Origin of the sequence: Nocardioides antri, from assembly GCF_008373765.1 — a bacterium.
Taxonomy (GTDB): domain Bacteria; phylum Actinomycetota; class Actinomycetes; order Propionibacteriales; family Nocardioidaceae; genus Nocardioides; species Nocardioides antri.
Window position 1 is genome coordinate 175594 of sequence record NZ_VUJW01000011.1, and the last position, 25081, is coordinate 200674.

Here is a 25081-nt window from a genome sequence, read left to right on the forward strand (position 1 = left end):
CCCCTACGCGTCGATGGGCGACATGTCGCCGTACCTCTCGCCCACGACCGCGTCGCGCGGCACCGCCTTCTCGAGCGCGACCAGGTCGTGGTCGGTCAGCTCGACCGCGGCGGCCGCGACGTTCTCCTCGAGGTAGCGCGTCCGCTTCGTGCCGGGGATCGGCACCACGTCCGGCCCCTGGGCCAGCACCCACGCCAGCGCGACCTGCCCGGGCGTGACGCCCTTCTGGTCGGCGAGGGCCCGGACGTTCTCGACGAGCGCGAGGTTCGTGGCCAGCGCGTCGCCCTGGAACCGCGGGAAGTACGCCGACCGCCGGAGGTCGCCGTCGCCGGCGGCGCCGCCTGACTCGGTGATCGTGCCGGTGAGCATGCCCCGGCCCAGCGGGGAGTACGGGACCAGGCCGATCCCGAGCTCGCGGATCGTCGGGAGGATCTGGTCCTCGACGTCGCGCGTGAAGAGGGAGTACTCGGTCTGCAGCGCGGTGATCGGGTGGACCGCGTGCGCGCGCCGGATGGTCGCCGGCGCCGCCTCGGAGAGCCCGAGGTGGCGCACCTTCCCGGCGGCGACCAGCTCGGCCATCGCGCCGACGGTCTCCTCGATCGGCACGGACTTGTCGACCCGGTGCTGGTAGTAGAGGTCGATGACGTCGACGCCGAGCCGGGCGAGCGAGGCGTCGCAGGCGGCACGGACGTACTCCGGCCGGCCGTTGATGCCGACCGGGGTCCCGTCCGGGAGCCGCTCGTTGCCGAACTTGGTGGCGAGCTGGACGCCGTCCCGGCCGTGCTGGCTGGAGGCGATCGCGCGACCGACCAGCTGCTCGTTCGTGAAGGGGCCGTACATGTCGGCGGTGTCGAGGAAGGTCACCCCGAGGTCGAGAGCGCGGTGGATGGTGGCCACCGCCTCTCCCTCGTCGGCGGTCCCGTAGAACTCCGACATGCCCATGCAGCCCAGGCCGAGGACGGAGACGGTCAGGGAGGAGTCGGTGCCAAGAGTGCGGGTGGTGAGGGTCATGCCCTCCACTCAACGACTTCGAGCGCGCTCCAGGTCAAGCGCCTGCTCGACCTTTCCCTCGTAGATCCCGATCTTGTGGTCGATCGCCCGCAGGTGACCGGTCACCTCGGCGAGCTGCGCCTCGACGCGCTCGCGGTGCGCCACCAGCAGGGCGAGCCGCTCGGCCTCGTTGCCGTCGCCGGACCGCACGAGGTCGGCGTACTTCCGCACCTCACGGATGGGCATGCCGGTGGCGCGGAGCCGCGTGACCAGCTCGATCCACGCCAGGTCACGGTCGGTGTAACGGCGATGACCGGAGGTGGAGCGATCGACAGCGGCCAGCAACAGTCCGTCGCGCTCGTAGTACCGCAGGGTGTGGGGGGTGAGACCCGACCGGTCGGCGGCCTCCGCGATCGAGTAGCTCATCCGACCAGTGTCGGACTTGGAGTGCACTCCAAGTCAAGCGCGGGGCGCGGCCTCGAATCCGGCAGCACCCTCGGCGATCGCGACGATCTCGCAGGGCTCGATCAGGACCGGCGCGCTGCCGATGATCTGGGAGCCCGGCGACTCCGCGGCACTCGCCGTGAACGTCTCCTGGAACGCTGCCCGCGCCGCGTCGTCGGCGAAGACGTAGCAGCCCTCGAACCACGCACCCGGCACCATGCGCCAGGTCTTGTAGGCGAGGCCGTCCATGCCGGTGAACCGGGCGTGCGAGGTCTCGGCGACGTACGACGTCAGCTGCTCCTCCACCCCCTCGGGCGCGTCGGCGAGCGACCAGCGCACGGTCAGACCCTTCATCTCTTCTCCTCGGTCGTGATGCCGGCCAGCGGCTCGGGGCGGCCGAGCCAGGTGAGCAGGAGGCGGGCGCCGAACCCGGACGGGCCGACGGTCCACTCGTGGAGCTCCTTCTCGACGTCGCCGACGGAGGCGATGTCGAGGTGGGCCCACGGGAGCCCACCGGTGAAGTGCTGGAGGAACAGCGCGGCGGTGATGGCCTGCGGCGTGCCGGCGCTGTTGTCGGCGTCGGCGACTTTGGAGGCCAGCCGCTCCTCGTAGCCGGCGTAGAGAGGGAACCTCCAGAGCGGCTCCCCGGACTGCTCCCCCGCCTCGCGGAGCGACGCGGCGAGGGCGTCGTCGCTGGCGAAGAGGCCGCCCATCTGCTGCCCCAGCGCGATCTTGATCCCGCCCGTCAGGGTCGCGACGTCGACGAGCACCGTCGGGTCGAGCTCGGCGGCGGCGTAGGCGAGGGCGTCGGCGAGGACGAGCCGGCCCTCGGCGTCGGTGTTGGTGACCTCGGTCGTGCGACCGCCCCAGTGACGCACCACGTCACCGGGACGCAGCGCCGAGCCGGAGATGGCGTTCTCGGCCGCCGGCACCAGGCCGGTCACCCGGACCTGGCAGCCCACGTCGGCGAGAGCGGCCATGGCCGCAAGCACGACCGCGCCGCCGGTCATGTCGCGCTTCATCGACACCATGCTCGGCCCCGGCTTGATCGAGAGCCCGCCGCTGTCGAACGTGATCCCTTTGCCGACCAGCACGACGTGCGGGAGCTTCTTGGCGGCACGCGAGCCGACGTCCGGCGGGGTGTAGTCGAGCCTGATCAGGCGGGGCGGCGTCGCGGAGGCGCGGCCGACGCCGACGATCCCGCCGAACCCCTCGCGCTCCAGGTCGGCCTCGTCCCAGACCCGGACGTCGAGCCCGGCAGCCGCTGCGATCTGCTCGGCCTGGGCCGCGAGCCACGCGGGGTTCTTGAGGTTGCTCGGCACGGTGGCGAGGGTCCGGGAGCGCCAGCCTGCGCCACCGATGGCCACCGCGCGGGCCAGCGTCGCCTGGTCCGCGTCGCCGACGGTCTCGGCCGGCACCGCGACCACGACCCGGCGGACCGGCTGGTGCTCCGGCCCGGAGGAGCGCCAGTGGAAGTCGAACGACCCGAGCATCGTGCCGGCGACGAAGGCCTCCAGCGCGGCGACGAAGTCGTCCGGACCGTCGTCGGGGGCGACGGCCGGGATCGAGGTGGCGACGGCGTCGCGGTCGCGGGTGGCGCGCGCGAGGGCCGCGCCGGCGCGTCGTACGTCGACCGGCCGGGCGGCACCCACGCCGACCAGCAGCACGAGGCGGAGCGCCGGGTTGGCAGAGGTGCCCAGCGGGACCGGCAGCTCGACGACCTCGCCGACCGCACCAGTCATCTTCCGGAGCTCGGCGACCGCCAGGAGGTCGACGTCGATCGCATCGGTCAGGTCGGCTGCACCGGGACCGAGCAGGACGCCCGGCTCTTCGGGCGGCCCGGGCAGCACCGGCAGTGCCACCGTGTCGACGCCGACGATGGCGGCCGGGAGGAGCTCGCTGAGCGCGAACTCAGGGGGAGAAACCTGGCTGGGAAGAACGGCGTCCGTCACCCGACAACGTTCTTGAGAGCGTCACCGAGAGCACCCGCCTCTTCGGCGTTGAGCTCGACGACCAACCGGCCGCCGCCCTCGAGCGGGACCCGCATGACGATGCCCCGACCCTCCTTGGTGACCTCGAGCGGACCGTCACCGGTCCGAGGCTTCATCGCCGCCATGCGGCACCCCTCTTCCCAATCATCACTGGCATACCTGCTCTGCGCGGGTTCGCCCGGCCATTATCTCCTATGCCCCGTCCGCCGTGCAGCACAGGCCGTCAGTCCGCGTGCGTGGTGGGCGGCGGGACGTCCGGGAACGAACGGTGCTTGCCGGGGCGGTCGGCCGGTGCGGGGGCCGCCGGTGCCGGCTTCGCGGCCGCCGGCGGCGCAGGCCCTCCGCGCTGCTCCTGCTCGGCGGCGAGCCGGGCGAGGAGGGCATCGACCTCGGACATCCGGTAGCCGCGGAACGCCAGCGAGAAGCGCACGCGGCGGAGGTCGTCGGCGGTGATCGGCCGGTCGAGTGGGACCCGCGCATCGGGGCGGTCGTCGTACGCCGGCTTCATCGGCTCGCCACGACCGGCGGCCAGCAACGCGATGCCGCCCATGGCGAGCACGATGAGGACGGCGAAGACCCACATCATCGCTTCTGGCACGGCATGCTCCTCAGGCGTGGCGGTCGCGCGCGGCGACCATCAGGGCGACCGCCTCGTCGACGTCGTCGGTCAGGACAAGCCGATCGAGGTCGGACTGGCCGATCTTGCCCGTGGCCAGGACGGTGTCGCGGAGCCAGTCCATGAGACCGGACCAGTACTCGGTCCCGACCAGGACGACCGGGAACTCGGTGACCTTCTGGGTCTGGGCGAGCGTCACCGCCTCGAACATCTCGTCGAGGGTCCCGATGCCGCCGGGGAGCACGATGAAGCCCTGCGAGTACTTCACGAACATCGTCTTGCGGACGAAGAAGTAGCGGAAGTTGATGCCGATGTCGACCCACTCGTTGAGACCGGCCTCGAACGGCAGCTCCACGCCGAGCCCGACGCTGACCCCGCCGGCCTCGCTCGCCCCACGGTTCGCCGCTTCCATGGCGCCCGGACCACCGCCGGTGATGACGGCGAAGCCGGCGCCGACCAGCTTGTGCCCCACGTCCATCGCCTGGGCGTAGGCCGGGTCGTCGGTTGGCGTGCGCGCCGACCCGAACACCGCGATCGCCGCTCCGAGCTCGGCCAGCGCACCGAAGCCCTCGATGAACTCCGCCTGGATCCGGAGCACCCGCCAGGGGTCGGTGTGCACCCAGTCGGACTGGCCCCGGGAGTCGAGCAGCCGCTGGTCGGTGGTGGACCCGTCGATCTGTCCGCGGCGCTGGATCACCGGGCCCTTGAACTTGGCCTTCACCCGCTCTCCTCCTCCTCTGCGACGCCCGTGGTCAACCAGGTGCGGAGCTCCTGCTCACAACGCTCGATCTGCTCCACCGGCACGTGCTCCTCCTGCTTGTGCGCCAGCGTCGGGTCACCGGGACCGAAGTTGACGGCCGGCACGCCGAGCGTGGTGAACCGGGCGACGTCGGTCCAGCCGAACTTCGGGTTCACCCTGCCGTCGGGCCCGCCCACCGCGTCGATGAACGCCTTCGCCGCCGGGCGGTCGAGCCCCGGGAGCGCGCCGGGCGCGGAGTCGGTCAGGGTGACGTCGTACGGCGCGAAGAACTCGGTCACGAACGCCAGCGCCTCCTCCTCCGAGCGGTCGGGGGCGAAGCGGTAGTTGACGCTGACGACGCACTCGTCGGGGATCACGTTGCCCGCGACGCCGCCGCTGATGCCGACGGCGTTGAGCCCCTCGTGGTACTCCAGCCCGTCGATGACGGGCATGCGTGCGTCGTACGCCTGCAGGCGCTGGAGCACGCCGGCCGCGCCGTGGATGGCGTTCACGCCGCGCCAGCTGCGGGCGGAGTGGGCGCGCTCGCCACGGGTGCGCACGTCGACGCGCAGGGTGCCCTGGCAGCCGGCCTCGACGACGGCGTTCGACGGCTCCATGAGCACGGCGAAGTCGGCGACGAGGAGCTCCGGGTCGGACTCGCTGAGGAGTCGCAGCCCGTTGAACCGGGAGTCGATCTCCTCGCACTCGTAGAGCACGAAGGTGAGGTCGTGCACCGGCTCCGTCACGGTCGCCGCGATCCGCAGGATGACCGCGTCGCCGCCCTTCATGTCGCAGGTGCCGAGGCCGTGGAGGATCCCGTCCTCCAGCCGGCTGGGCAGGTTGGCGTTGATCGGCACCGTGTCGAGGTGGCCGGCCAGGACGACCCGGCTGCCCCTCCCCAGCGAGGTGCGCGCGACGACGGTGTTGCCGCGCCGGGTGACGGTGAGGTGCGGCAGCGCCCGGAGCGCCACCTCGACGGCGTCCGCGATCTCCTGCTCGTTGCGGGAGACCGACTCGATGTCGACGAGCTGACGGGTCAGGGTGACGGCATCGGCGGTCAGGTCCAGCCCGGGCGGCACTGTCATGCCCTCATCCAACCAGCCGGGGCCAGCGGCGCGGAGCCACGTCAGACCCGCGCCACGGCCACGACCGCCGGCTCACGGTCGCCGACCGTCACCGTCGAGCCGTCGGCACCCTCGGCGACGGTGTACGACGTCGCCAGCGTCTCCTTCGCGATCAGGTCCTCGTGGGCGCGAGCGGCTGCGAGGACCGCGGACGACCCGGAGATGACCAGCTCGATCCGGTCGGTGACGTCGAGGCCGGCGTCGCGGCGCGCCTGCTGGACGGCGCGCACGAGGTCGCGCGCGAGGCCCTCCTCGGCGAGGTCCGGCGTCACGACGGTGTCGAGGACGACGAAGCCGCCACCCGGCAGCATGCCGGTGGCGGCGCCCTCCGCTGCCGACCCGACCACGGTCTCGAGGGAGTACTCCCCCTCGACCAGCGCGAGCCCGCCGGCGGTGACGGTCCCGTCCTCGGCAACGCTCCAGTCGCCGGACTTCGACGCCTTGATCGCGGTCTGGACGTCCTTGCCGAGACGGGGACCCGCGGCGCGGGCGTTGACGGTGAGCCGCTGCGAGACGCCGTACGACGACGCCTCGGGCGAGTCGGCCGCGAGCAGCCGGACGTCCTTCACGTTGACCTCGTCGGCGACGATCGCGCTGAACGCCTCTAGCGACGCAGGGTCGTCCACGACGACGGTGAGCGAGCCCAGCGGCAACCGGTTGCGGAGGCCGCCGGCCTTGCGCAGCGCCGACGTCGCCGAGCACACCTCGCGCACCTGGTCCATCGCCGCGACGAGGGTGTCGTCGGCCGGCAGGTCGGCGACGTCCGGCCAGTCGGCGAGGTGCACCGAGCGGCCGCCGGTCAGCCCGCGCCAGACCTCCTCGGTCGTCAGCGGCAGCAGCGGCGCGACGGCGCGGCACACGACGTCGAGGACCGCGGCCAGCGTCTCGAACGCCTCGGCCCGGCCCTCCCAGAACCGCTCGCGCGAGCGCCGGACGTACCAGTTCGTCAGCACGTCGAGGAAGCTGCGGGTGGTCTCGCACGCGTCGGCGATGGCGTAGTCGTCCATCTCGGCGGTGAGCTGCTCGACGTACTGCCGGGTCTTGGCGAGCAGGTAGCGATCGAGCGGGTCCGTGGAGTCCGTGCGCCCCTGGGCCTCGTAGCCCTCGGCGTTGGCGTAGAGCGAGAAGAAGTACCAGGTGTTCCAGAGCGGGATCATCACCTGGCGCACGGCGTCGCGGATGCCCTGCTCGGTGACGACCAGGTTGCCGCCGCGCAGGATCGGGCTCGCCATCAGGAACCAGCGCATCGCGTCGGCCCCGTCGCGGTCGAAGACCTCGCGCACGTCGGGGTAGTTGCGCAGCGACTTCGACATCTTGTTGCCGTCGGAGCCGAGCACGATGCCGTGGCTGATGCAGGAGGAGAACGCCGGACGGTCGAAGAGCGCGCTGGCGAGGATGTGCAGGGTGTAGAACCAGCCGCGGGTCTGGCCGATGTACTCGACGATGAAGTCGGCCGGGAAGTGGTGCTCGAACCACTCCTTGTTCTCGAACGGGTAGTGCACCTGCCCGAACGACATGGAGCCGGAGTCGAACCACACGTCGAGCACGTCGGCGACGCGGCGCATCGTCGAGCGTCCGGTCGGGTCGTCGGGGTTGGGGCGGGTCAGGTCGTCGACCCACGGACGGTGCAGGTCCGGCTCGCCGTCGCGGTTGCGCGGCAGCCGGCCGAAGTCGCGCTCGATCTCCTCGAACGAGCCGTAGACGTCGATCCGGGGGTACGCCGGGTCGTCGCTCTTCCACACCGGCACCGGGCTGCCCCAGAACCGGTTGCGGGTGATCGACCAGTCGCGGGCGTTCTCGAGCCACCTGCCGAACTGGCCCTGCTTGATGTGGTCGGGCACCCAGCGGATCTGCTCGTTCAGCTCGAGCATCCGGTCCTTGAACTTGGTGACCTCGACGAACCACGACTCGACGCCCTTGTAGATCAGGGGCTCGCGGCACCGCCAGCAGTGCGGGTACGAGTGGTTGTAGGTCTCGCGGCGCAGCAGCACGGTGCCGGGCGTGACCGCACCGGTGCGGGCCTTGAGGTGGTCGATGATGTGCAGGTTGGCGTCGAAGACCAGCATCCCGGCGTACTCGTCGACCGGCGCTGTGAACCGCCCGTCCTTGCCGACCGGCATGACCGGCTCGATGTTCTCGCGGTCGGTGACCTCCTTGTCGACCTCACCGAACGCGCCGGCGCTGTGCACGAGGCCGGTGCCGTCCGTGGTCGTCACGGCCTCGTCGGCGGGCACGACGCGGAAGGCGTTCTCGTGGCCCTCGAAGTAGCGGAACGGCGGCGTGTAGGTCAGTCCGACCAGCTCGGCGCCCTTGCCCCGCCACACGACGTTCGGCTCCTCGCCGAGCTCGCGGGAGTACGCCGCCAGCCGCGCCTCGGCGAGGACGTACCGGTCCACCCCGTAGTCCTCCACCATGACGTAGTCGATGTCCGACCCGACCATCACGGCCAGGTTGCTCGGCAGCGTCCACGGCGTCGTGGTCCAGACGAGCAGCTTCGCGCCGGCGAACTGCCCGTCGGTCACGACCTCGAAGCCGACGGTGACCGACGGGTCCTGCCGGTCCTGGTAGACGTCGTCGTCCATCCGCAGCTCGTGGTTGGAGAGCGGGGTCTCGTCGTTCCAGCAGTACGGCAGGACGCGGAAGCCCTCGTAGACGAGGCCCTTGTCGTAGAGGCTCTTGAACGCCCAGAGCACCGACTCCATGAACTCGGGGTTCATGGTCTTGTAGTCGTTGTCGAAGTCGACCCAGCGGGCCTGCCGGGTGACGTAGTCGCGCCACTCCCCCGTGTACTTCAGCACCGACGCGCGACAGGCGTCGTTGAACCTGTCGATGCCCATCTCGACGATCTCGTCGGTGGTCTTGATCCCGTTGAGGCGCATCGCCTCGAGCTCGGCCGGGAGCCCGTGGGTGTCCCAGCCGAAGCGCCGCTCGACGCGCTTGCCGCGCATCGTCTCGTAGCGCGGCACGATGTCCTTCACGTAGCCGGTCAGCAGGTGGCCGTAGTGCGGCAGCCCGTTGGCGAACGGCGGGCCGTCGTAGAACACGAACTCGTTGGAGCCGTCCTCACCCGCGTCCCGCTGGTCGACGCTGGCGCGGAACGTGTCGTCCTCGGCCCAGTAGGCCAGCACCCGCTCCTCGATCTCGGGGAAGCGCGGCGAGGACGGGACGCCCCGGCCGGGGTCGGCCGAGCTGACGAGGTCGGTGGTGACCTTCGGGTAGGCCATCGGTGGTCTCCTGCGGTGGTGGTCGGTGTCCTGCCACGAGGACGACTCACGCCGCGGTACCACCTCGCTTGCTCCTCACCGAGGAGCCACTCGTTCACGGCTGTGACGGGCCTACCCGCCGGGTTCTACTGAGCTCTGCCTGCCGACAGAGCCGTTCTTCCCGGGGCTCGCCGCTGATGACGGCTCAAGCGCCTGTGGTCACAGCGTACGGCGCCGCCGGCCGCTGCGGCCAATCAGACTGCCTCCGACGCCGCATCGGCCGACGCGAGCGGCGGGCCGTAGAATCACCCCACGTGACTGCTGCCTGGGGCTTCGGCCTGACCACGTTCGCCTCTGACGACTCGGTGCTCGACACCTGGTTCCCGAGCCCGGCGCTCGGAGCCAAGCCGGCCGACGCCGCTGCGCCCGACGACCTGGTCACGCTGCAGGGCAGCGACAAGGTCCGTGCCGTCGAGAAGCGGGTCTCCCTGGTCGAGATCGCCGACCTGGCGGCGGCTCCGGCGTCGACGACCGACGCGTGGCTCCGTCTGCACCTGCTGTCGCACCGGCTGGTCGCGCCCCACGAGGTCAACCTCGACGGCCTGTTCGGCCTGCTCACCAACGTGGTGTGGACGAGTGAGGGGCCCTGCGCCGTCGAGGGCTTCGAGCTGACCCGCGCCCGACTGAAGGCCGCGGTCGGGACGGTCGTGGTGTACGGCGTGGACAAGTTCCCCCGGATGGTCGACTACGTGATGCCGTCCGGCGTCCGGATCGCCGACGCGGACCGGGTCCGGCTCGGTGCCCACCTCGCCGAGGGCACGACGGTCATGCACGAGGGGTTCGTGAACTTCAACGCCGGCACGCTCGGCGCGTCCATGGTCGAGGGCCGGATCTCGGCCGGTGTCGTCGTCGGCGACGGGTCGGACGTCGGTGGCGGCGCGTCGATCATGGGCACCCTCTCGGGCGGCGGCAAGGAGGTCATCTCCATCGGCCGGCGCTGCCTGATCGGCGCCAACGCCGGCGTCGGGATCTCGCTCGGCGACGACTGCGTGGTCGAGGCAGGGTGCTACGTCACCGCCGGCACCAAGGTGCTCGTCCACCTTCCCGGCGCCGACCCGCGGGTCATCAAGGCGCGCGACCTGTCGGGCACGAGCAACGTCCTCTTCCGCCGCAACAGCCAGACCGGTGCGGTCGAGGCCGTGCCGTGGCAGGGCGAGGGCATCGCCCTCAACGCCGCGCTCCACACCAACTGAGCGCGCGGCGCGCAACCACCCCTCGCGGAGACTCGGAACCATGAAGGGGCGTGTTCTGGTCGTCGCGGTCTGCCTGGCCGCGCTGATGCTCGTCGTCGTGATCGGGGTCGTGGTCTTCAACGCCGTCGAGGACATCGTCTCCGGCCCGGACGGCGACTGCTCGGCCACCGTCGACGACCACGAGGTCGAGATCTCGGGCGAGCAGGCGGAGAACGCCACCCTGATCGCCGCCATCGCGATCGAGCGTGGCCTGCCCGCCAGGGCGGTTTCGATCGCGCTCGCCACGGCGTTCCAGGAGTCGAAGCTGGTCAACATCGACTACGGCGACCGCGACTCGATCGGGCTGTTCCAGCAGCGGCCCTCCCAGGGCTGGGGCACCGAGGAGCAGATCCTCGACCGCGAGTACGCGACCAACGCCTTCTACGACGCGCTGGTCCAGGTCGACGGCTACGAGAACATGGCGATCACGGAGGCAGCGCAGCGGGTGCAGCGCTCGGCGTTCCCCGACGCCTACGCCGACCACGAGGCGGACGCCCGCGCCCTCGCGTCGGCGCTGACGGGGTTCTCCCCGGCCGCCTTCTCCTGCGACCTCGACGGTGGGGCGCCGTCCGCCGACGAGGACCTCGTCGACACCGGGCTCACCGCACGTGCGGACGAGGTGCGCACCGACCTCCTGACGCGGTTCGGAGAGCTCGACCTCGGTGGGTTCGCGCCCGGGGGTGTCTCGAACGGCCACATGGAGGGCTCCGCGCACTACGAGGGCCGGGCGGTCGACGTGTTCTTCCGCCCCGTCAACGACGCCAACCAGACGCGTGGCTGGGCCGTTGCCCACTACCTGGTCGGCAACGCCGCCCGGCTCGAGATCCGGACCGTGATCTTCGACGACCGGATCTGGACCGCCGGCCGTGACGGCTGGCGCGACTACGACCCGCCCGAGCGGGACGGCTCGGCCGAGATCCTCGAGCACCGCGACCACGTGCACGTCGACGTCTTCGGGTAGCCCGGGAAAATACTTCCGCTCCTCCGGGAACTGGGACCGGCTCCGGGTGCATCCACACCACAGAAGCCGCGGCCGAGAGGTCGCCCCCAACCCGAAGGAGAAGTCCCATGTCCGTTCTCACCCGCACCGCAGCCGTCTCGTTCCTCGGCCTCGCGTCCGCTGCCGCCGTGGCCCTCGGGACCGCCGGCACGGCGTCGGCCGCTCCCACCGTCTCGTCCACCGTGACGATCCAGGCCCAGGGCACCGACCTGTTCGGTCAGGTCAGCAGCACCAACGCGACCTGTGAGGCCAACCGCACGGTCGTGGTCTTCAAGCAGGTCGGGACCCGTGGCGGCGGCGACGACATCCGGTTCGCGTCCGACACCACCGACGCCGACGGCGACTGGAACACCGGCAACACCGGCACCGAGGGCAAGTTCTACGCCAAGGTGAAGCGGACCGAGCTGTGCAAGGCGGACTTCAGCCCGACGATCCGGGCGACCCGCTGATCCGCCACAGGTCGACGCGCCGTTGCCAGCCCTACCGTGCGGGCCGACCGGACCGACTGACGGGCGGAAGCGCGCGCGAGTGCGGGTGGGCCGCGAAGAACTCCCAGATGATCCTGGTCGCCTCGCGCGGCCAGACGTGGCCCATCCGCTCGACGTGGTAGACGACGTGCTCGGTCCCGGCGGCGCACTGCGCGACCGATCGGCGCGCGGGGCCGCCGGCGACCGTCACCTCCGTCGTCGACGGCTGGTCGCACCGGGCACCCCGTGCCCACTGCCGGTTCACGGCGGGGAACGCCGACGCGAACTCGTCGCGGCCGCCCTGGAACGTGATCAGCGAGACGGGCGACCGGGGCGCGAAGTCGCCGTACTGGATGCCGCTGACCGGGGCGAACGCCGCGATCCTGCGGGACAGGTCCTCGGCCAGGACGTACGTCGTCGACGCTCCGCGCGAGAAGCCGGCGGCGTAGACGCGGCGGGTATCGACCGGCCAGACGTCGGTGAGGCGGTCGAGCAGCGCACCTACCTCTTCGGGGTCACCGACGGAGCTCGGGTAGACGACGAGGAACCCCTCGTCGTCGGCGAGTGCGTCGAAGCGCGTCAGCCGCGCCATGTCCTCCGGGCTGCCCGGACTGCCGTGGAAGACGAGCACGAGGGGCAGGGGCCGGCCGCGCTCGACCGCGGGCGGGGCGTGGAGGAGGTACTCGACCTCGGCGCCGTCGGGCAGGGTGGCACCGAGCCGGTGGTCCCCCGCGAGCGGCTCGGCCGGGTCGGGCGACGGAGTGTCGGTCTCGAGCAGGATCGCCGGTGTCGATGACGTCGGCCCGTCGTCCGGCTCCGGGTCGCCGCCGGACGAGCAGGCGGCGAGCAGCAACAGGATCCCGAGCAGCGGAAAGCGGCGCACGGCCCGACCGTAACCCGTGATACAGGGAGGGTCAGAGGCGAGCGAGTCGCTCGGCCGCGGCCGCGACTCGCTCGTCGGTGGCGGTGAAGGCCACCCGCACGTGCTGGGAGCCGGCCGACCCGTAGAACGAGCCCGGCGCCACCAGGATCCCGAGGTCGGCCAGCTCGGCGACGGTCGACCAGCAGTCAGGACCGTCCGCTCCGCGGGTCGCCCAGAGGTAGAGCGACGCCTCGGAGTGGTCGATCGTGAACCCGGTCGCCTCGAGCGCGCTGCGGAGCGTCGCCCGGCGCGCGGCGTAGCGCTCGTGCTGCTCCAGGCTGTGCTTGTCGTCGCCGAGCACCGCCGCGAGCACCCGCTGCTGGGGCCCGGGCATCTGCAGCCCGAGGTTCTTGCGGACGGCGAGCAGCTCGGCGATCACGGACCGGTCACCGGCGACGAACGCGCAGCGGTAGCCCGCCAGGTTCGAGCGCTTCGAGAGCGAGTGCACCGCCAGGATGCCGTCGTGGCTGCCGCCGCAGATGTCGGGGTGCAGCACGGAGTACGACGGCCCCTCCCAGCTGCACTCGATGTAGCACTCGTCGGACACCAGCAGGACGCCCCGCTCGCGGCACCAGTCCACGACCTTCCGGAGGTGGTCCTTGGGGAGCACGCGCCCGGTGGGGTTGGACGGCGAGTTGATCCACAGCAGCCGCGGCGTCTCCGGCCCGAGCGCCGTCAGCGAGTCGGACGCCAGGGTGCGGGCCCCGACCACCGCGGCACCGACCTCGTAGGTCGGGTAGGCCAGCTCGGGGTAGACGACGAGGTCGCCGGGGCCGACCCCGAGGTGGAGGGGCAACGACGCGATCAGCTCCTTCGAGCCGATCACGGGCAGCACCTGGTCGATCTCGAGCCCGGTGACGCCGTGGTCGCGCGCGAACCAGTCGACCACCGCCTGCCGGGCCTCGGGCAGGCCGACGGTCATCGGGTAGCCCGGCGAGTCGGCAGCGGCGCGGAGGGCGGCCTGCGCGACCTCAGGCGTCGGGTCGACCGGCGTGCCGACGGACAGGTCGACGAGGCCGTCGGGATGCGCACGCGCCGTGGCGGCGTACGACGTCAGCTTGTCCCACGGGAAGTCGGGAAGCTGGGCTGAGACCGATGGTTTCGGGGCTCGTTGCGCTCGCACCTCAACCAACGGTGGGCTCAGTGGTCGGTGTTCTGGGGCGGCAGCGCGGCGATGAACGGGTGGTCCTTGTCGATCACACCCATCTTGGCGGCGCCGCCCGGCGAGCCCAGGTCGTCGAAGAACTGGACGTTGGCGTCGTAGTAGTCCTTCCACTCCTCCGGGGTGTCGTCCTCGTAGAAGATCGCCTCGACCGGGCAGACCGGCTCGCACGCACCGCAGTCGACACACTCGTCGGGGTGGATGTAGAGCATCCGCTTGCCCTCGTAGATGCAGTCGACGGGGCACTCGTCGACACAAGCACGGTCCTTGAGGTCGACGCACGGCTGAGAGATGACGTAGGTCACCGGGTTCCTCCTGATGACTGCGGAACGGATGCGACACGAAACATATTCGTCTCAGCGGTCAGCCTAGTATCCCGGGGGTGACGGTGGAGCAGGACCCTCGGGATGCGGGACGGCATCTTCTCGGTCCGCACGTCGTCGGCCGACGTGTGGTCATCCGCCGGCTGCTCCGCGGGGAGACCGGACCGAGCGGCGGACCGGCGATGACCGACCTCCTCGGGGTCTGCGTCGCGTGGGGTGACGGCGTGTGCGTGGTGCAGCCCGAGGACGGTCCACCTGTCGAGATCGCGATCTCCGACATCGTCTCCGGCAAGCCGGTGCCGCCCCGCCCGTCGGTGCGGATGCGGGTCTCCGCGCGCGACGCGGAGCTGCACACGGCCTCTCTCTGGGCGGCGGTCGAGACCGTCCCGCTGGGCGACTGGGTGCTGCGCACCGACCCGGCTCCGATCGGCCGGCCGCGGCGGCGGGCCAACTCCTGCCTGGCCATGGGCGACCCGGGCCTGCCCTTCGCCGAGGCGGTCGAGGCGGTGCGCCGGTTCTACGACGAGCGCGGGCGGCCGTCGTACGCCCAGGTCGAGGCGGGCTCGCCTGAGGACGACGCGTTCGTCGCCGCCGGTTGGGTGCACGACCCGACCGGCGACGCGGAGCACCGCCTCGCCTCGCTGGCGCGGGTACGCCGCCGCATCGGCCGGGTGCCCGACCTCGCGGACCTGTCGGCGGAGGGACCGCGCGCCGTCGCGAGCATCACCGACGGGAGTGCGACCTGGGCGCGCGGCGAGGCCGCGGTCGACGGCGACTGGCTCGGGCTCCACGCCATCGAGGTCGACCCCGCTCATCGTCGGCAGGGGCTGGCGACCGCCGTCCTGGCCGAGCTGCTCGACTGGGGCGCGGAGCAGGGCGCCACCACCGTCTGGCTGCACGTCGAGACCGACAACGCGCCCGCCCTGGCGTGGTACGACGCCCTCGAGCTGCTGCCGCACCACACCTGTCGCTACCTCATGCCGCGGGCGTAGCCTCCGGGAATGGACGACCGCGTGCTCCCCGTCCGCCGGATCCGGTTCCGCTACCCGCCCGGGTCGTTGCGCCATCACTACGTCGACGACGACCTGATCATGAGCCACGTCGTGGCCGTGCTGTCCGCGACGTTCCCGCCCGGCGAGGACTTCTTCATCCGCTCGGTGCGGCACTTCTCCGACCAGGTCACCGACCCGGTGCTGAAGGAGCAGGTCCGCGGGTTCATCGGGCAGGAGGTCACCCACGGTCGCGAGCACCGTGAGCTCAACCGGCGGTTGCAGGAGATGGGCTACCCGACCCACCGGGTCAGCCGGTTCGTGAAGGTGGTGCTGGCCGACGCGACCAAGCGCGCCCCTGCCAGGCTCTGCCTGTCCTACACGGCCGCGCTCGAGCACTACACCGCGACGATCGCCGAGTGCCTCCTCGCCAAGCCGGAGGCACAGGAGCTGCTCGGGGACACCGAGGTGCGCAACATCCTGCTCTGGCACGCGCTGGAGGAGACCGAGCACAAAGCGGTCGCGTTCGACGTCTACCGCGCAGTCGGCGGGCGGGAGTGGATGCGCCGCCTCGGCTTCGTCATCCAGAGCGCCGGGCTGATCGGGCTGGTCGTGATCGCGACCGTGCTGTCGATGCTGGGCGACCGGGCGGCGTACAACCCGGTGCGCCTGGTCCGCAGCATCCTGCGTCTGCGGAGGTCGCCGTTCCTGCAGGCCGACGTCGCGCGCAACCTCGCCGACTACATGAGGCGCGGCTTCCACCCCTCCGACCACGACAACGAAGAGCTCCTCCGAACATGGACGGAGGAGCTCTTCGGGCCGGAGGGCAAGCTCGCCGACCACCTTCACTGACGCGTCATCGACGCGTCATCGATCCGCGGCGTCAGGCGGCCTCCAGCTCCAGCTCGGGCTCGGGCTCGATGTCCGGCTCGGCGTCGTCCTGCCGGGCCAGGACCAGGCCGACGATCGCGACCAGCGCACCCGCCGCGGCGACGGCGCCCGCGAACACCAGCCCCGGCCGGAACGCGTCGAGCGCCTCGGCCGGCGTCGACACCGGGGCGCCGGACGTGATGATCGCGGTGGTGACCGCGAGCACCAGGGCCGGTCCGACCTGCATCGACGTCTGGAGAACGCCGGCCGCCAGTCCCTGCTCGTGGTCCTCGATGCCGCTCGTCGCCTGGATGTTGACGGCGGGGAACCCGATCCAGCCGATGCCGATCATCAGCACGGCCGGGAGGATCACCGCGAGGTACGACGGCGACGTGTCGATCCGCAGGAAGGCGAAGTAGCCGATCGCCATCACGGTCAGCGTCGTCGCGATGATCGGGCCGGTGCCGAACCGCCCGACCAGTCGGTCGGAGTAGAACGCCGAGGCGGTGACCATCAGGCCCACCGGGAGGAGCGCCAGCGCGAGCTCGAGGGCGCTCCACTGCAGCGTGTCCTGGAGGTACAGCGTCACGATGAACTGCCAGGAGAAGTACGAGCCGCCCATCGCGACGATCGCCAGGCTCGCGCGGACCAGCGAGACCTTGCGCAGGATGCCGAGCCTGATCAGTGGGTGCGGCACCCGCAGCTCGACCGCGACGAACGCGGCGAACAGGACGGCCGCGCCGACGAACGAGGCGACGGTCCGGGCCGACGACCAGCCGGCCTCGGGCGCACTGACGACCGTGTAGACGAGCAGCAGCATCGCGCCGGTCGAGAAGACGGCACCGAGGATGTCGTGGCCGCCCTCCTCTGCGGGCTTGTCCTTCGGGATCAGCACGTACGCCGCCGCGAGCGCGGCCAGCGCGATCGGCACCGGCAGCAGGAAGGTCCAGCGCCAGCCGACGCCGGTCATCAGGCCGCCGAAGACCAGCCCGAAGGAGTAGCCGCCCGCGCCGAACACGGTGTAGATCGACAGCGCCTTGTTGCGGGCAGGGCCCTCGGGGAAGTTGGTCGTGATGATCGAGAGGCCGGTCGGCGCCGTGAACGCGGCGGCCAGGCCCTTGATGAAGCGGGTCGCGATGAGGAGCGGACCCGAGGTCACCAGGCCGCCGAGCAGCGACGCGAGGGCGAAGACCGCGAGCGCGATCAGGAACACGCGCCGGCGCCCGAGCAGGTCTGCCGTGCGGCCGCCGAGGAGCAGGAGGCCGCCGTACCCGAGGACGTAGCCGCTGATGAGCCACTGCAGCGACGAGGTCGAGAGGTCGAGCTCGGCGCCGATCGACGGCAGCGCCACGCCGATCATCGACACGTCGAGGCCGTCGAGGAAGAGCACGATGCAGAGCGTGATCAGCATCGCCCAGACCCGCGGCGTCCAGCGGGTCGCGCTGGCGGCCGGGCCGAGAGTGGTGGGTGTGGAAGTCATGGAGAGAACCATTCCATGCACGTGCATTCAATGCAAGTGCAAATAATGCCTTTGCATGAAAAGGTCGCGCCCACTAGGATGCGGGCATGACGAGGACGTCTACCACCGACCACCGACAGCCGGCTTCGACCGGCCTCGTCGGCGAGTGGCGGGAGCTCCTCGACCGGCACGCCGCCGTCAGCTGCGCGCTGGAGAAGGCGCTGCAGGACGAGCACGGCATCGGGCTCAGCGAGTTCGAGACGCTCGACCGGCTGGTCGACGCCAACTGCGGGAAGTACCGCATGGCCGACCTCGCCCAGGACATCTACCTCAGCCAGAGCGCCCTCTCGCGGGCCGTCGCCCGGCTCGAGAAGGACGGGCTGGTCGACCGCAGCGTCTGCGACACCGACCGGCGCGGCGTGTTCGTCCGGCTCACCGACGCCGGCCGCAAGCTCTACGACGCCGCGCTGCCCACCCACCGTGAGGTGCTGCACGCCACCTGGGGCGGCGGGGGCTGCTGAGTCGCGGCCGGCCTCAGAGCCGGCTGAGAGCGGTGAGCTGCTCCCCCTCGACGCGGTACGTCGTCCAGTCCCGCATCGGGCGGGCGCCGAGCGCCTCGTAGAACTCGATCGACGGGGTGTTCCAGTCGAGCACGACCCACTCGAACCGCTGGTAGCCCCGGTCCACCGCGATCCGCGCCAGCGCGACCAGGAAAGCCTTGCCGAACCCGTGGCCGCGGTGCTCAGGCTCGACGAAGAGGTCCTCGAGGTAGACCCCGGGCGCACCGGTCCAGGTCGAGTAGGAGGGATACCACACGGCGATGCCGACGACCCGGCCTTCGATCTCCGCGACCAACGCCGAGGCGACCGCCTCGGGCCCGAACAGCCAGCGCTCGACCAGGTCGGCGGTGTTCGCCACGGCGTCCGGCTCGCGCTCGTAGGTCGCGAGCTCCCGGATCAGCCGCAGGATGTCGCCCGAGTCCTCGACCGTCGCCTCCCGGATCCCCGCCGGCAGCACCACGGTTCCCGTCTCCCGGCTCATCCGCGGGCGACGAAGGCGAGCAGGTCCTGGCGGGTGAGCACGCCGACCGGCTTGCCGTCCTCCTGCACGAGCACCGCGTCGGCCGACTCGAGCAGGGTCGCGGCGTCGGTCGCGTCCTCGGTCGACCCGACGGTCGGCAGCGGCGGCGACATGTGCTGCTCGACGGAGTCGGTGAGCCGCGCCCGGCCGGCGTAGAGCGCGTCCATCAGCGCCCGGTCCGACACCGAGCCGGCGACCTCGGCCGCCACGATCGGCGGCTCCGCGCGCACGACCGGCATCTGCGAGACGGCGTACTCCTGCAGGATCGCGATCGCGTCGGCGATGGTCTCGTGCGGGTGGGTGTGCACGAGGTCGGGCAGCGTCCCCGTCTTCCCCCGGAGCACCTCCCCCACGGTCCGGGACGCCTGGGGCTGCCCGGTGGTGAAGCCGTACTGCGCGAGCCAGTCGTCGTTGAAGACCTTCGTCAGGTAGCCGCGGCCCGAGTCCGGGAGGAGGACCACGATGACGGCGTTCTCGCCCTCGGGAGTGCCTGCCAGCTCCCGGGTGACCTGCGCGGCGGCGAACGCCGCCATCCCCGAGGACCCGCCGACGAGCATCGCCTCCTCGCGCGCCAGCCGACGCGTGAACGCGAAGGAGTCGGCATCGGAGACCTCGATCACCCGGTCCGCGACGGTCCGGTCGTAGGTCTCGGGCCAGAAGTCCTCGCCGACGCCCTCGACCAGGTAGGGCCGGCCGGTGCCGCCGGAGTAGACGGAGCCGGCCGGGTCGGCGCCGATCACCAAGATGTCGGGGTTCTGCTCCTTGAGGTAGCGGCCCACGCCGCTGATGGTGCCGCCGGTGCCCATCCCGCACACGAAGTGCGTGATGCGGCCGTCGGTCTGGCGCCAGATCTCCGGTCCGGTCTCCTCGTAGTGGGAGCGCGGGTTGTGCGGGTTGGAGTACTGGTCGGGCTTCCACGCGCCCGGCTGCGAGGCGAGCCGGTCGGACACGTTGTAGTAGGAGTCCGGGTGCTCGGGCGGCACGGCGGTCGGGCACACGACCACCTCGGCGCCGTACGCCTTGAGCACGTTGCGCTTGTCCTCGCTCACCTTGTCGGGGCAGACGAAGACACAGTGGTAGCCCTTCTGCTGCGCCACCATCGCCAGCCCCACGCCGGTGTTGCCCGAGGTGGGCTCGACGATCGTGCCGCCCGGCTGGAGCTCACCCGAGGCCTCCGCGGCCTCGATCATCCGGCTCGCGATCCGGTCCTTCACCGAGCCGCCCGGGTTGAGGTATTCCACCTTGGCCAGCAGCAGCGGGCCCGGGGTGTCGCCGCCCTCGCCCCCGTCGACGCCGTCGATCGACCGCGCCAGCCGGACGAGAGGGGTGTTGCCGATGAGGTCCAGCAGGGACTCGACGTACTCCATGCGCCCAACCTAGACGAAGGACCCATCCGTAGAGTGGGCCCGTGAGCAAGGCCGGAGCAGCACGCAAGCTGGCCGCCGCCGCGTTGTACGGCGGCGGCGGTGTGTCTGCGCTCGGCGCCGGCCTCTACGGCGTGATGGTCGCCGAGGCGAAGCTCGCCCGGAAGATCATCGGCGAGGTCAGCGAGGAGCCGCCGCCGGACGCGAGCGGGTGGTACGGCCGCAACCGTCCCGGTCCGGCGATCCGGATCGCGCTGCTCGGCGACTCGAGTGCCGCCGGCTACGGCGTCGGCCGGGTCGAGCAGACACCAGGTGCACTGATCGCCAGCGGTGTGGCGCGGCACGCCGACCGCCGGGTCTACCTCAAGGAGGTCTGCGTGGTCGGCGCCCGCTCCTCCGACCTCGCCGCGCAGGTCGACCGGGCACTGACGATCGAGCCCGAGGTCGCCGTGGTCCTCATCGGCGGCAACGACGTGACCCACACCGTGCTGCCCTCGCATTCGGTGCGCTACCTCTCCGAGGGCGTACGCCGGCTCGTCGCGGCCGGCGCGAAGGTCGTGGTCGGCACCTGCCCCGACCTCGGGACGGTGCAGCCGATCGCGCCGCCGCTGCGGCAGGTCGCCCGCACCTGGTCCCGCCGGCTCGCCGCCGCCCAGACCATCGCGACGATCGAGGAGGGCGGGCGCTCGGTGTCGCTCGGCGACGTCCTCGGGCCGGAGTTCGCGGCCGCGCCGGCCATCCTGTTCGGGCCCGACAAGTTCCACCCGTCCGCAGAGGGCTACCGCGCCCTCGCCAACGTGCTGCTCCCGTCCGTGCTCGCGGCGCTCGACGAGGTCCCGGCCGAGGAGGTGACCCTCGAGTCCTACCGCGGCGAGGGCGTGCTCCCGATCTCCCGGGCCGCCATCAAGGCCGTCAACGAGCCCGGCACCGAGCTCGACGGCACCGAGGTCGCCGGCAGGCGCGCCGGTGTCCGGGGGCTGTGGGTCGAGCTGCGGCACCGCCGCCGCCGTGCCCAGACGGCGGCCGAGGCACCGGCCCCGTCCGAGGCACCCGACCCCGACGCCAACGCCGAGGCCGAGCCCGTCGGCTGAGCGCTCAGCGCTCCACGAACGTGCGGACCTCGTCGGGCAGGTCGACCGGCTCGGCGTCCGGGTCGGTCAGGTCGACGAGCTCGACGCCACCGCCGTACACCAGGGCGGCCTTGCCGTCCGGGGAGACGTGCACGATGGCGTCCTCGGGGACGTCGACCGCCCCGTCCCGACCGAGCGCCAGGCCGGGAGCGCCGGCCGCGCAGCCGTCGACCGAGGTCAGCAGCTGACCGGGACCCGGCAGCGACCCGCGCGCGATCTCGTCGCCCGACCCGAGGTCGTGCACGACGACCTCGTCGCCGTCCGCGAGGGTGACGCACTCGGGGTCGCCCGTGGCGCCGGACGCCGGCAGGTAGCGCCCGTCCAGCTCGGCGACCGTCTCCCCGTCGGCGTCGAGCAGCACCGCCCCGCCCTCGTCGGTGCTGACCACGATCCGTCCGGACGAGGGGAACGGCACGGTCCGGGCGACCCCGGTCAGGCCGAGGTCGTCGAGGATCTCGGGCTCGTCGTCGTCGGCGCTCACCCGGAACGCCTCCGACTCGTCCTCTCCGACGACCACGCCGACGACCGAGGTCTCGTCGACCATCAGCAGCGCACCTGCGACGTCGTCGGGCAGCGGGGCGATCCCCCGCTCCTCGCCGTCGCGGTTGAAGAACCGGGCAACCGCGGCGTCGTCCTCGGTACCGGTCGTCACCAGGCCCTTGTCGGTGACCGCCACGACGCGGCCGGCGACCGACCGCGCCTCGCCCTCCCCGACGTCGACCACGACGGTCACGGACTCGTGCTCGTCGGCGACCACGACGGTCGACCCGTCGCTCGACGCGGCCGCCCGCTCCGCGACGAGGAGTGGCCCCTCCAGGCCGGCGTCGTCGCCGAGGTAGAGGTCGGTGCCGGACCGGGCATCGACGAGCCGCAGCTCGCCGCCCTCCGGAGACCCGATGAGCAGCAGGGGCGCGCTGGTGCCGGGGATCCAGCGCGCGCTCCCGTCGACCTGGTCGGACCAGACGACCTCACCCTCACCGACGTCGACCACGGAGACGGCGTCCTCGGCCGAGACGGCCACGAACGAGCCACGTCCCTCCGCCCGGAGCGGGCCCTCGACCCCCGGGTTGATCCGGTCGACCTCCTCGCCCCCGTCGTCGTAGACGACCAGCTCGCCGGTCTCGGCGTCGATCCCCGCGAAGGCGTTCCAGTCGGCACCGTCGTCTCCTCCCCGGGTCAGCAGCACGCCGACGACGGCTGCGACCGCGACCAGGGCGAGCACCACGATCAGGACGATCGCGGGCTTCTTGGTGGGGGAAGGTGCCGTCCACCCGCGATACGTCACGCGGTGATCCTACGAACGCGCGGCGACGACGGCCCGGGAAGCTCGAAGCATGGCGGAGATGACGAAGGCCCCGGATCGCTCCGGGGCCTTCGTTCCTTCGGTGGTCGAGGCGCTCGCACTGGCGAGCGTCTCGAGACCTCAGTCCTGCTGGAGGATCGCCAGGATCCGCAGCAGGTTGGTGTAGATCCAGACCAGGCTGACGGTCAGCGCGAACGCCGCCCGCCACGACTCCCGGGCAGGGAGCCCGTTGGCGATGCCCTGCTCGATGAAGTCGAAGTCCAGGATCAGCATGAACACACCGAGCACCAGCCCGGCGACCGCGAAGATCAGGCCCATCGGGCCGAACCCGAACAGGCCGAGCTCGCTGCTGAACAGGCTCAGCACGACCTCCATCAGGCTCAGCGCGACCATGCCGAACATCGCGGCGATGACGAACGTGCGGAACTTCTGTCCGACCTGGATGTTGAAGAACTTGTAGGCCGCCAGCGTGCCGGCGAACGCGGCGAAGGTGCCGACGACCGCCTGGACGACGATGCCGCCGTACTGGTCGCTCGGGAACATCGCGTCGTAGAACTTGCTCAGCGCACCGAGCGCGACACCCTCGAACGCGGCGAACACCAGCACCAGGGCCGGGCTGATGACGCGCTTGAACGAGTTCACGAGGGACAGCACGAACGCGCCACCGGCACCGATGAGCAGCGCCATGCTGAGGACGCCGACGGCCTCCTCGCTCTCGATGTCGGGCGTGATCAGCCAGGTCACCGCAGCGGTCACCAGGACCAGGCCGAGGGTCATCGCGCTGGACTGGACGACGGTGTCGATCGTCATCCGACCCGCGGTCGGCGGGGCGGTGGGCGGGGCGTAGCCCTGCTCGCCGTAGCCCGCCGGCGCCGGGACGTAGCCCTGGTACGACGCCTGGCCGTACGGCGCAGGTCGGTTGTACTCCTCCGACCGACGGAACACGGGGTTGTTGCTCTGCATGGTCTCCTCCGAAGGGATTCCTGAGTAGGTGACTCCCAGTCTAGGCAGTCAGACACCAGAACAACGCGTCACAGCCCCTGGACGTTCCCGTCGAGGGCCCTCCTACGACTCGCCGACGACGCCGTCAGCGCCGGGTGACGGTGACCTTCACCGGCCCCGCACCGGCGGGCCGCACGTGCACCATCCGGCCAGGGACCCGGACCGCCGTGCCACCGGTCACCCGTACCCGGTAGCCGCCCGGGTAGTGCAGCGGGCTGACGAAGATCTTCGTGGGCGCGGCGATCCGGGTGTCGGGCCGGTAGCGGAGCCGGAACGCCCCGGTGTCGACGTCGAACGACATTCGCCTCGGCACGCCGGCGACCGCCTGCGCGTAGGTCCGCACCAGCCGCCGCAGCTTCGCCCGCTTCACCGTCGAGAGGTCGGCGTCGTCGGCGAACATGCCCTGCGCGTCGTCGGCCGTCGTGGGGTCGTCCCAGCGCTTGTAGGCCCAGTGCAGCCACCCCATCAGGTGCTCGTCGGCGACGGCGGCGTCGATCTCGATCGCGCGCACGTTGTCGGTCGCACCCCACTCGCTCATCATCGGCACCGCGTTGATCTCCGCCGCCTGCTCGCGCGCGTGCCGGTTGCGGTCGCGGCTGAACTCCCAGCACTTCTCCACGTCACCGATGGGCAGCCCCTGCGACTGCAGGAACACCTCGGGGCAGTAGTTGTGCCACGACAGCCCGAGCCGTCGCTCACCCTCCATCGGCTCCAGGAAGGTCGGGAGCTTCTGGCCGCCGGAGAACTGCTGCGGCTCCCACCACACGATGTTCCTGCGGTCGATCGCGCGGATGGCCGCGGTCGCCTGCTCGTAGGCGGGCTGCAGCTCGTTGCGGTACGACGCCGGGCAGCCGGTCGTCAGGCAGGTCGGCCACTCCAGGCCCATCCACGGCTCGTTGATGAGGTCGTAGCCCATCAGGTGCGGCTGGTCCCGCCACCAGCGGGCGGCGACCTCCCACGCGGCCACCCAGCCGTCGAGCAGCCCGTGCTTGTCGGCCCAGAACTCGTCGAAGACGGTCGACGTCTCGGGCGTCCAGTAGCCCATCGGGAACGGGGCGGTCACCGGTGGGGCCAGGTTGTAGGGAGCGGGGCGAATCACCGCCCAGTCCGGCACCCCCTCGCCGCCGTACGTCTCGTGCCACATGTCCTGGTGCGCGTCGAGCTGCATCCAGATCCCTCGCTGCGACAGCAGGTCCATCACCCGCTGCCAGCGGGCGCGGTACGCCGGGTCGCCGACGCCGGCCCGCTCGGGCGTGATCCCCGCCCACAGCGTGCCGAGCCGGACGCCGTTGAAGCCGTACCGCTTCAGCCAGCGCGCGTCCGCCGCGGTGAACCCGGCCGCCGTGGCCGGCGGGACGTACGGCGCCTTCTTCCAGACCAGGTTGAAGCCGTGCACGATCACGACCCGGCCGTGCCGGTCGACCAGCCACCGCCCCTTCCGCCGCAGCTGCGGAACATCGGAGGAGGCCTCCGTCGAGACCGGGGCGAGGACCCCGACCTCGGCGCGGACCCGACCCGGTCCGCGGGCGTCAGCGCCCTGCGCGAAGCCGGCTCCGAGGAGGGCAGCGACGAGCAGCGCAATAGAACACGTTCTACGGCGACCCATGCCAG

Annotated in this window: 25 protein-coding genes; 7 read left to right on the plus strand and 18 right to left on the minus strand. The window is 71.6% G+C overall.

Translation table 11 applies throughout. The features are described from left to right. Positions 1–3 precede the first annotated feature (3 nt). The 9 genes from F0U47_RS18110 to ileS all read right to left on the minus strand — a co-directional run bounded on the left by F0U47_RS18110 (position 4) and on the right by ileS (position 9128). Positions 4–1011, minus strand: a complete 1008-nt coding sequence (locus F0U47_RS18110; RefSeq protein WP_149751884.1) for an aldo/keto reductase — start codon at positions 1009–1011, stop codon at positions 4–6. 9 nt (positions 1012–1020) lie between these two features. Further along, complete coding sequence (locus tag F0U47_RS18115; protein ID WP_149751885.1) at positions 1021–1416, minus strand: MerR family transcriptional regulator; 396 nt, start codon at positions 1414–1416, stop codon at positions 1021–1023. 33 nt (positions 1417–1449) lie between these two features. After that, complete coding sequence (locus F0U47_RS18120) at positions 1450–1788, minus strand: hypothetical protein (RefSeq protein ID WP_149751886.1); 339 nt, start codon at positions 1786–1788, stop codon at positions 1450–1452. Next, entirely contained in the window at positions 1785–3386 is a 1602-nt protein-coding gene (locus F0U47_RS18125; protein ID WP_149751887.1) for a leucyl aminopeptidase family protein, read from the minus strand. The genes F0U47_RS18120 and F0U47_RS18125 overlap by 4 nt, the downstream gene beginning before the upstream one ends. After that, entirely contained in the window at positions 3383–3550 is a 168-nt protein-coding gene (locus tag F0U47_RS18130; RefSeq protein WP_091024313.1) for a DUF3117 domain-containing protein, read from the minus strand. The genes F0U47_RS18125 and F0U47_RS18130 overlap by 4 nt, the downstream gene beginning before the upstream one ends. Positions 3551–3648: 98 nt before the next feature. Then, positions 3649–4023 (minus strand): DivIVA domain-containing protein, encoded by a 375-nt coding sequence (locus tag F0U47_RS18135; protein WP_246159689.1) that lies wholly within the window; start codon positions 4021–4023, stop codon positions 3649–3651. A 10-nt stretch (positions 4024–4033) separates the two neighbouring features. Then, complete coding sequence (locus F0U47_RS18140; RefSeq protein ID WP_149751888.1) at positions 4034–4762, minus strand: LOG family protein; 729 nt, start codon at positions 4760–4762, stop codon at positions 4034–4036. After that, positions 4759–5865, minus strand: a complete 1107-nt coding sequence (gene dapE, locus F0U47_RS18145; RefSeq protein ID WP_149751889.1) for a succinyl-diaminopimelate desuccinylase — start codon at positions 5863–5865, stop codon at positions 4759–4761. The genes F0U47_RS18140 and dapE overlap by 4 nt, the downstream gene beginning before the upstream one ends. 41 nt (positions 5866–5906) lie before the next feature. Next, on the minus strand, positions 5907–9128 hold the full coding sequence (gene ileS, locus F0U47_RS18150) for an isoleucine--tRNA ligase (RefSeq protein ID WP_149751890.1): 3222 nt from the start codon (positions 9126–9128) through the stop codon (positions 5907–5909). Between the two features lie 293 nt (positions 9129–9421). Between ileS and dapD the strand changes: the two genes are divergently transcribed. The 3 genes from dapD to F0U47_RS18165 all read left to right on the plus strand — a co-directional run bounded on the left by dapD (position 9422) and on the right by F0U47_RS18165 (position 11848). After that, entirely contained in the window at positions 9422–10360 is a 939-nt protein-coding gene (gene dapD / locus F0U47_RS18155) for a 2,3,4,5-tetrahydropyridine-2,6-dicarboxylate N-succinyltransferase (RefSeq protein WP_246159690.1), read from the plus strand. 40 nt (positions 10361–10400) lie between these two features. Next, positions 10401–11360, plus strand: a complete 960-nt coding sequence (locus F0U47_RS18160; RefSeq protein ID WP_149751892.1) for a VldE C-terminal domain-containing protein — start codon at positions 10401–10403, stop codon at positions 11358–11360. A gap of 107 nt (positions 11361–11467) precedes the next feature. After that, positions 11468–11848, plus strand: a complete 381-nt coding sequence (locus F0U47_RS18165) for a hypothetical protein (protein ID WP_149751893.1) — start codon at positions 11468–11470, stop codon at positions 11846–11848. 31 nt (positions 11849–11879) lie between these two features. On the opposite strand, the gene F0U47_RS18170 is transcribed toward F0U47_RS18165, so the two are convergent. The 3 genes from F0U47_RS18170 to fdxA are packed head-to-tail and all read right to left on the minus strand — an operon-like array spanning position 11880 to position 14255. Then, positions 11880–12749 (minus strand): CE1 family esterase, encoded by an 870-nt coding sequence (locus tag F0U47_RS18170; protein WP_149751894.1) that lies wholly within the window; start codon positions 12747–12749, stop codon positions 11880–11882. A gap of 31 nt (positions 12750–12780) precedes the next feature. Further along, positions 12781–13911, minus strand: a complete 1131-nt coding sequence (dapC, locus tag F0U47_RS18175; protein WP_149751895.1) for a succinyldiaminopimelate transaminase — start codon at positions 13909–13911, stop codon at positions 12781–12783. Between the two features lie 17 nt (positions 13912–13928). Continuing rightward, on the minus strand, positions 13929–14255 hold the full coding sequence (gene fdxA, locus F0U47_RS18180; RefSeq protein ID WP_149751896.1) for a ferredoxin: 327 nt from the start codon (positions 14253–14255) through the stop codon (positions 13929–13931). 77 nt (positions 14256–14332) lie between these two features. Here fdxA and F0U47_RS18185 point away from each other — a divergent pair, with 77 nt between their 5' ends. Together F0U47_RS18185 and F0U47_RS18190 are read left to right on the plus strand one after the other, a co-directional pair. Continuing rightward, positions 14333–15265: a GNAT family N-acetyltransferase gene (locus tag F0U47_RS18185; protein WP_149751897.1), complete on the plus strand. Its 933-nt coding sequence runs from the start codon at positions 14333–14335 to the stop codon at positions 15263–15265. A 9-nt stretch (positions 15266–15274) separates the two neighbouring features. Beyond that, entirely contained in the window at positions 15275–16114 is an 840-nt protein-coding gene (locus F0U47_RS18190) for a metal-dependent hydrolase (RefSeq protein WP_149751898.1), read from the plus strand. Between the two features lie 31 nt (positions 16115–16145). Here the strand turns inward: F0U47_RS18190 and F0U47_RS18195 are convergent, their stop codons facing one another. Beyond that, complete coding sequence (locus F0U47_RS18195; RefSeq protein ID WP_149751899.1) at positions 16146–17612, minus strand: MFS transporter; 1467 nt, start codon at positions 17610–17612, stop codon at positions 16146–16148. A gap of 86 nt (positions 17613–17698) precedes the next feature. Between F0U47_RS18195 and F0U47_RS18200 the strand changes: the two genes are divergently transcribed. After that, positions 17699–18112, plus strand: a complete 414-nt coding sequence (locus F0U47_RS18200; RefSeq protein WP_149751900.1) for a MarR family winged helix-turn-helix transcriptional regulator — start codon at positions 17699–17701, stop codon at positions 18110–18112. Between the two features lie 13 nt (positions 18113–18125). On the opposite strand, the gene F0U47_RS18205 is transcribed toward F0U47_RS18200, so the two are convergent. Both F0U47_RS18205 and F0U47_RS18210 read right to left on the minus strand, forming a co-directional pair. Then, entirely contained in the window at positions 18126–18632 is a 507-nt protein-coding gene (locus tag F0U47_RS18205; protein WP_149751901.1) for a GNAT family N-acetyltransferase, read from the minus strand. After that, positions 18629–20038 carry a cystathionine beta-synthase gene (locus F0U47_RS18210; RefSeq protein ID WP_149751902.1) on the minus strand — a complete coding sequence of 470 codons (1410 nt, stop codon included), beginning with the start codon at positions 20036–20038 and terminating at the stop codon, positions 18629–18631. Before F0U47_RS18210 ends, F0U47_RS18205 begins: the two co-directional genes overlap by 4 nt. 41 nt (positions 20039–20079) lie before the next feature. Here F0U47_RS18210 and F0U47_RS18215 point away from each other — a divergent pair, with 41 nt between their 5' ends. Continuing rightward, positions 20080–21126, plus strand: coding sequence for an SGNH/GDSL hydrolase family protein (locus tag F0U47_RS18215; protein ID WP_149751903.1), 1047 nt, complete (start codon positions 20080–20082; stop codon positions 21124–21126). 4 nt (positions 21127–21130) lie between these two features. Here the strand turns inward: F0U47_RS18215 and F0U47_RS18220 are convergent, their stop codons facing one another. The 3 genes from F0U47_RS18220 to F0U47_RS18230 all read right to left on the minus strand — a co-directional run bounded on the left by F0U47_RS18220 (position 21131) and on the right by F0U47_RS18230 (position 25076). Continuing rightward, a complete protein-coding gene (locus F0U47_RS18220; protein ID WP_149751904.1) occupies positions 21131–22450 on the minus strand; it encodes a hypothetical protein in 1320 nt (439 codons plus the stop codon). Positions 22451–22588: 138 nt separating this feature from the next. After that, the gene (locus F0U47_RS18225; RefSeq protein WP_149751905.1) at positions 22589–23431 is read right to left on the minus strand and encodes a Bax inhibitor-1/YccA family protein; all 843 of its coding nucleotides are present in this window, start codon (positions 23429–23431) and stop codon (positions 22589–22591) included. A 124-nt stretch (positions 23432–23555) separates the two neighbouring features. Then, entirely contained in the window at positions 23556–25076 is a 1521-nt protein-coding gene (locus F0U47_RS18230; RefSeq protein WP_149751906.1) for a cellulase family glycosylhydrolase, read from the minus strand. Positions 25077–25081 lie beyond the last annotated feature (5 nt).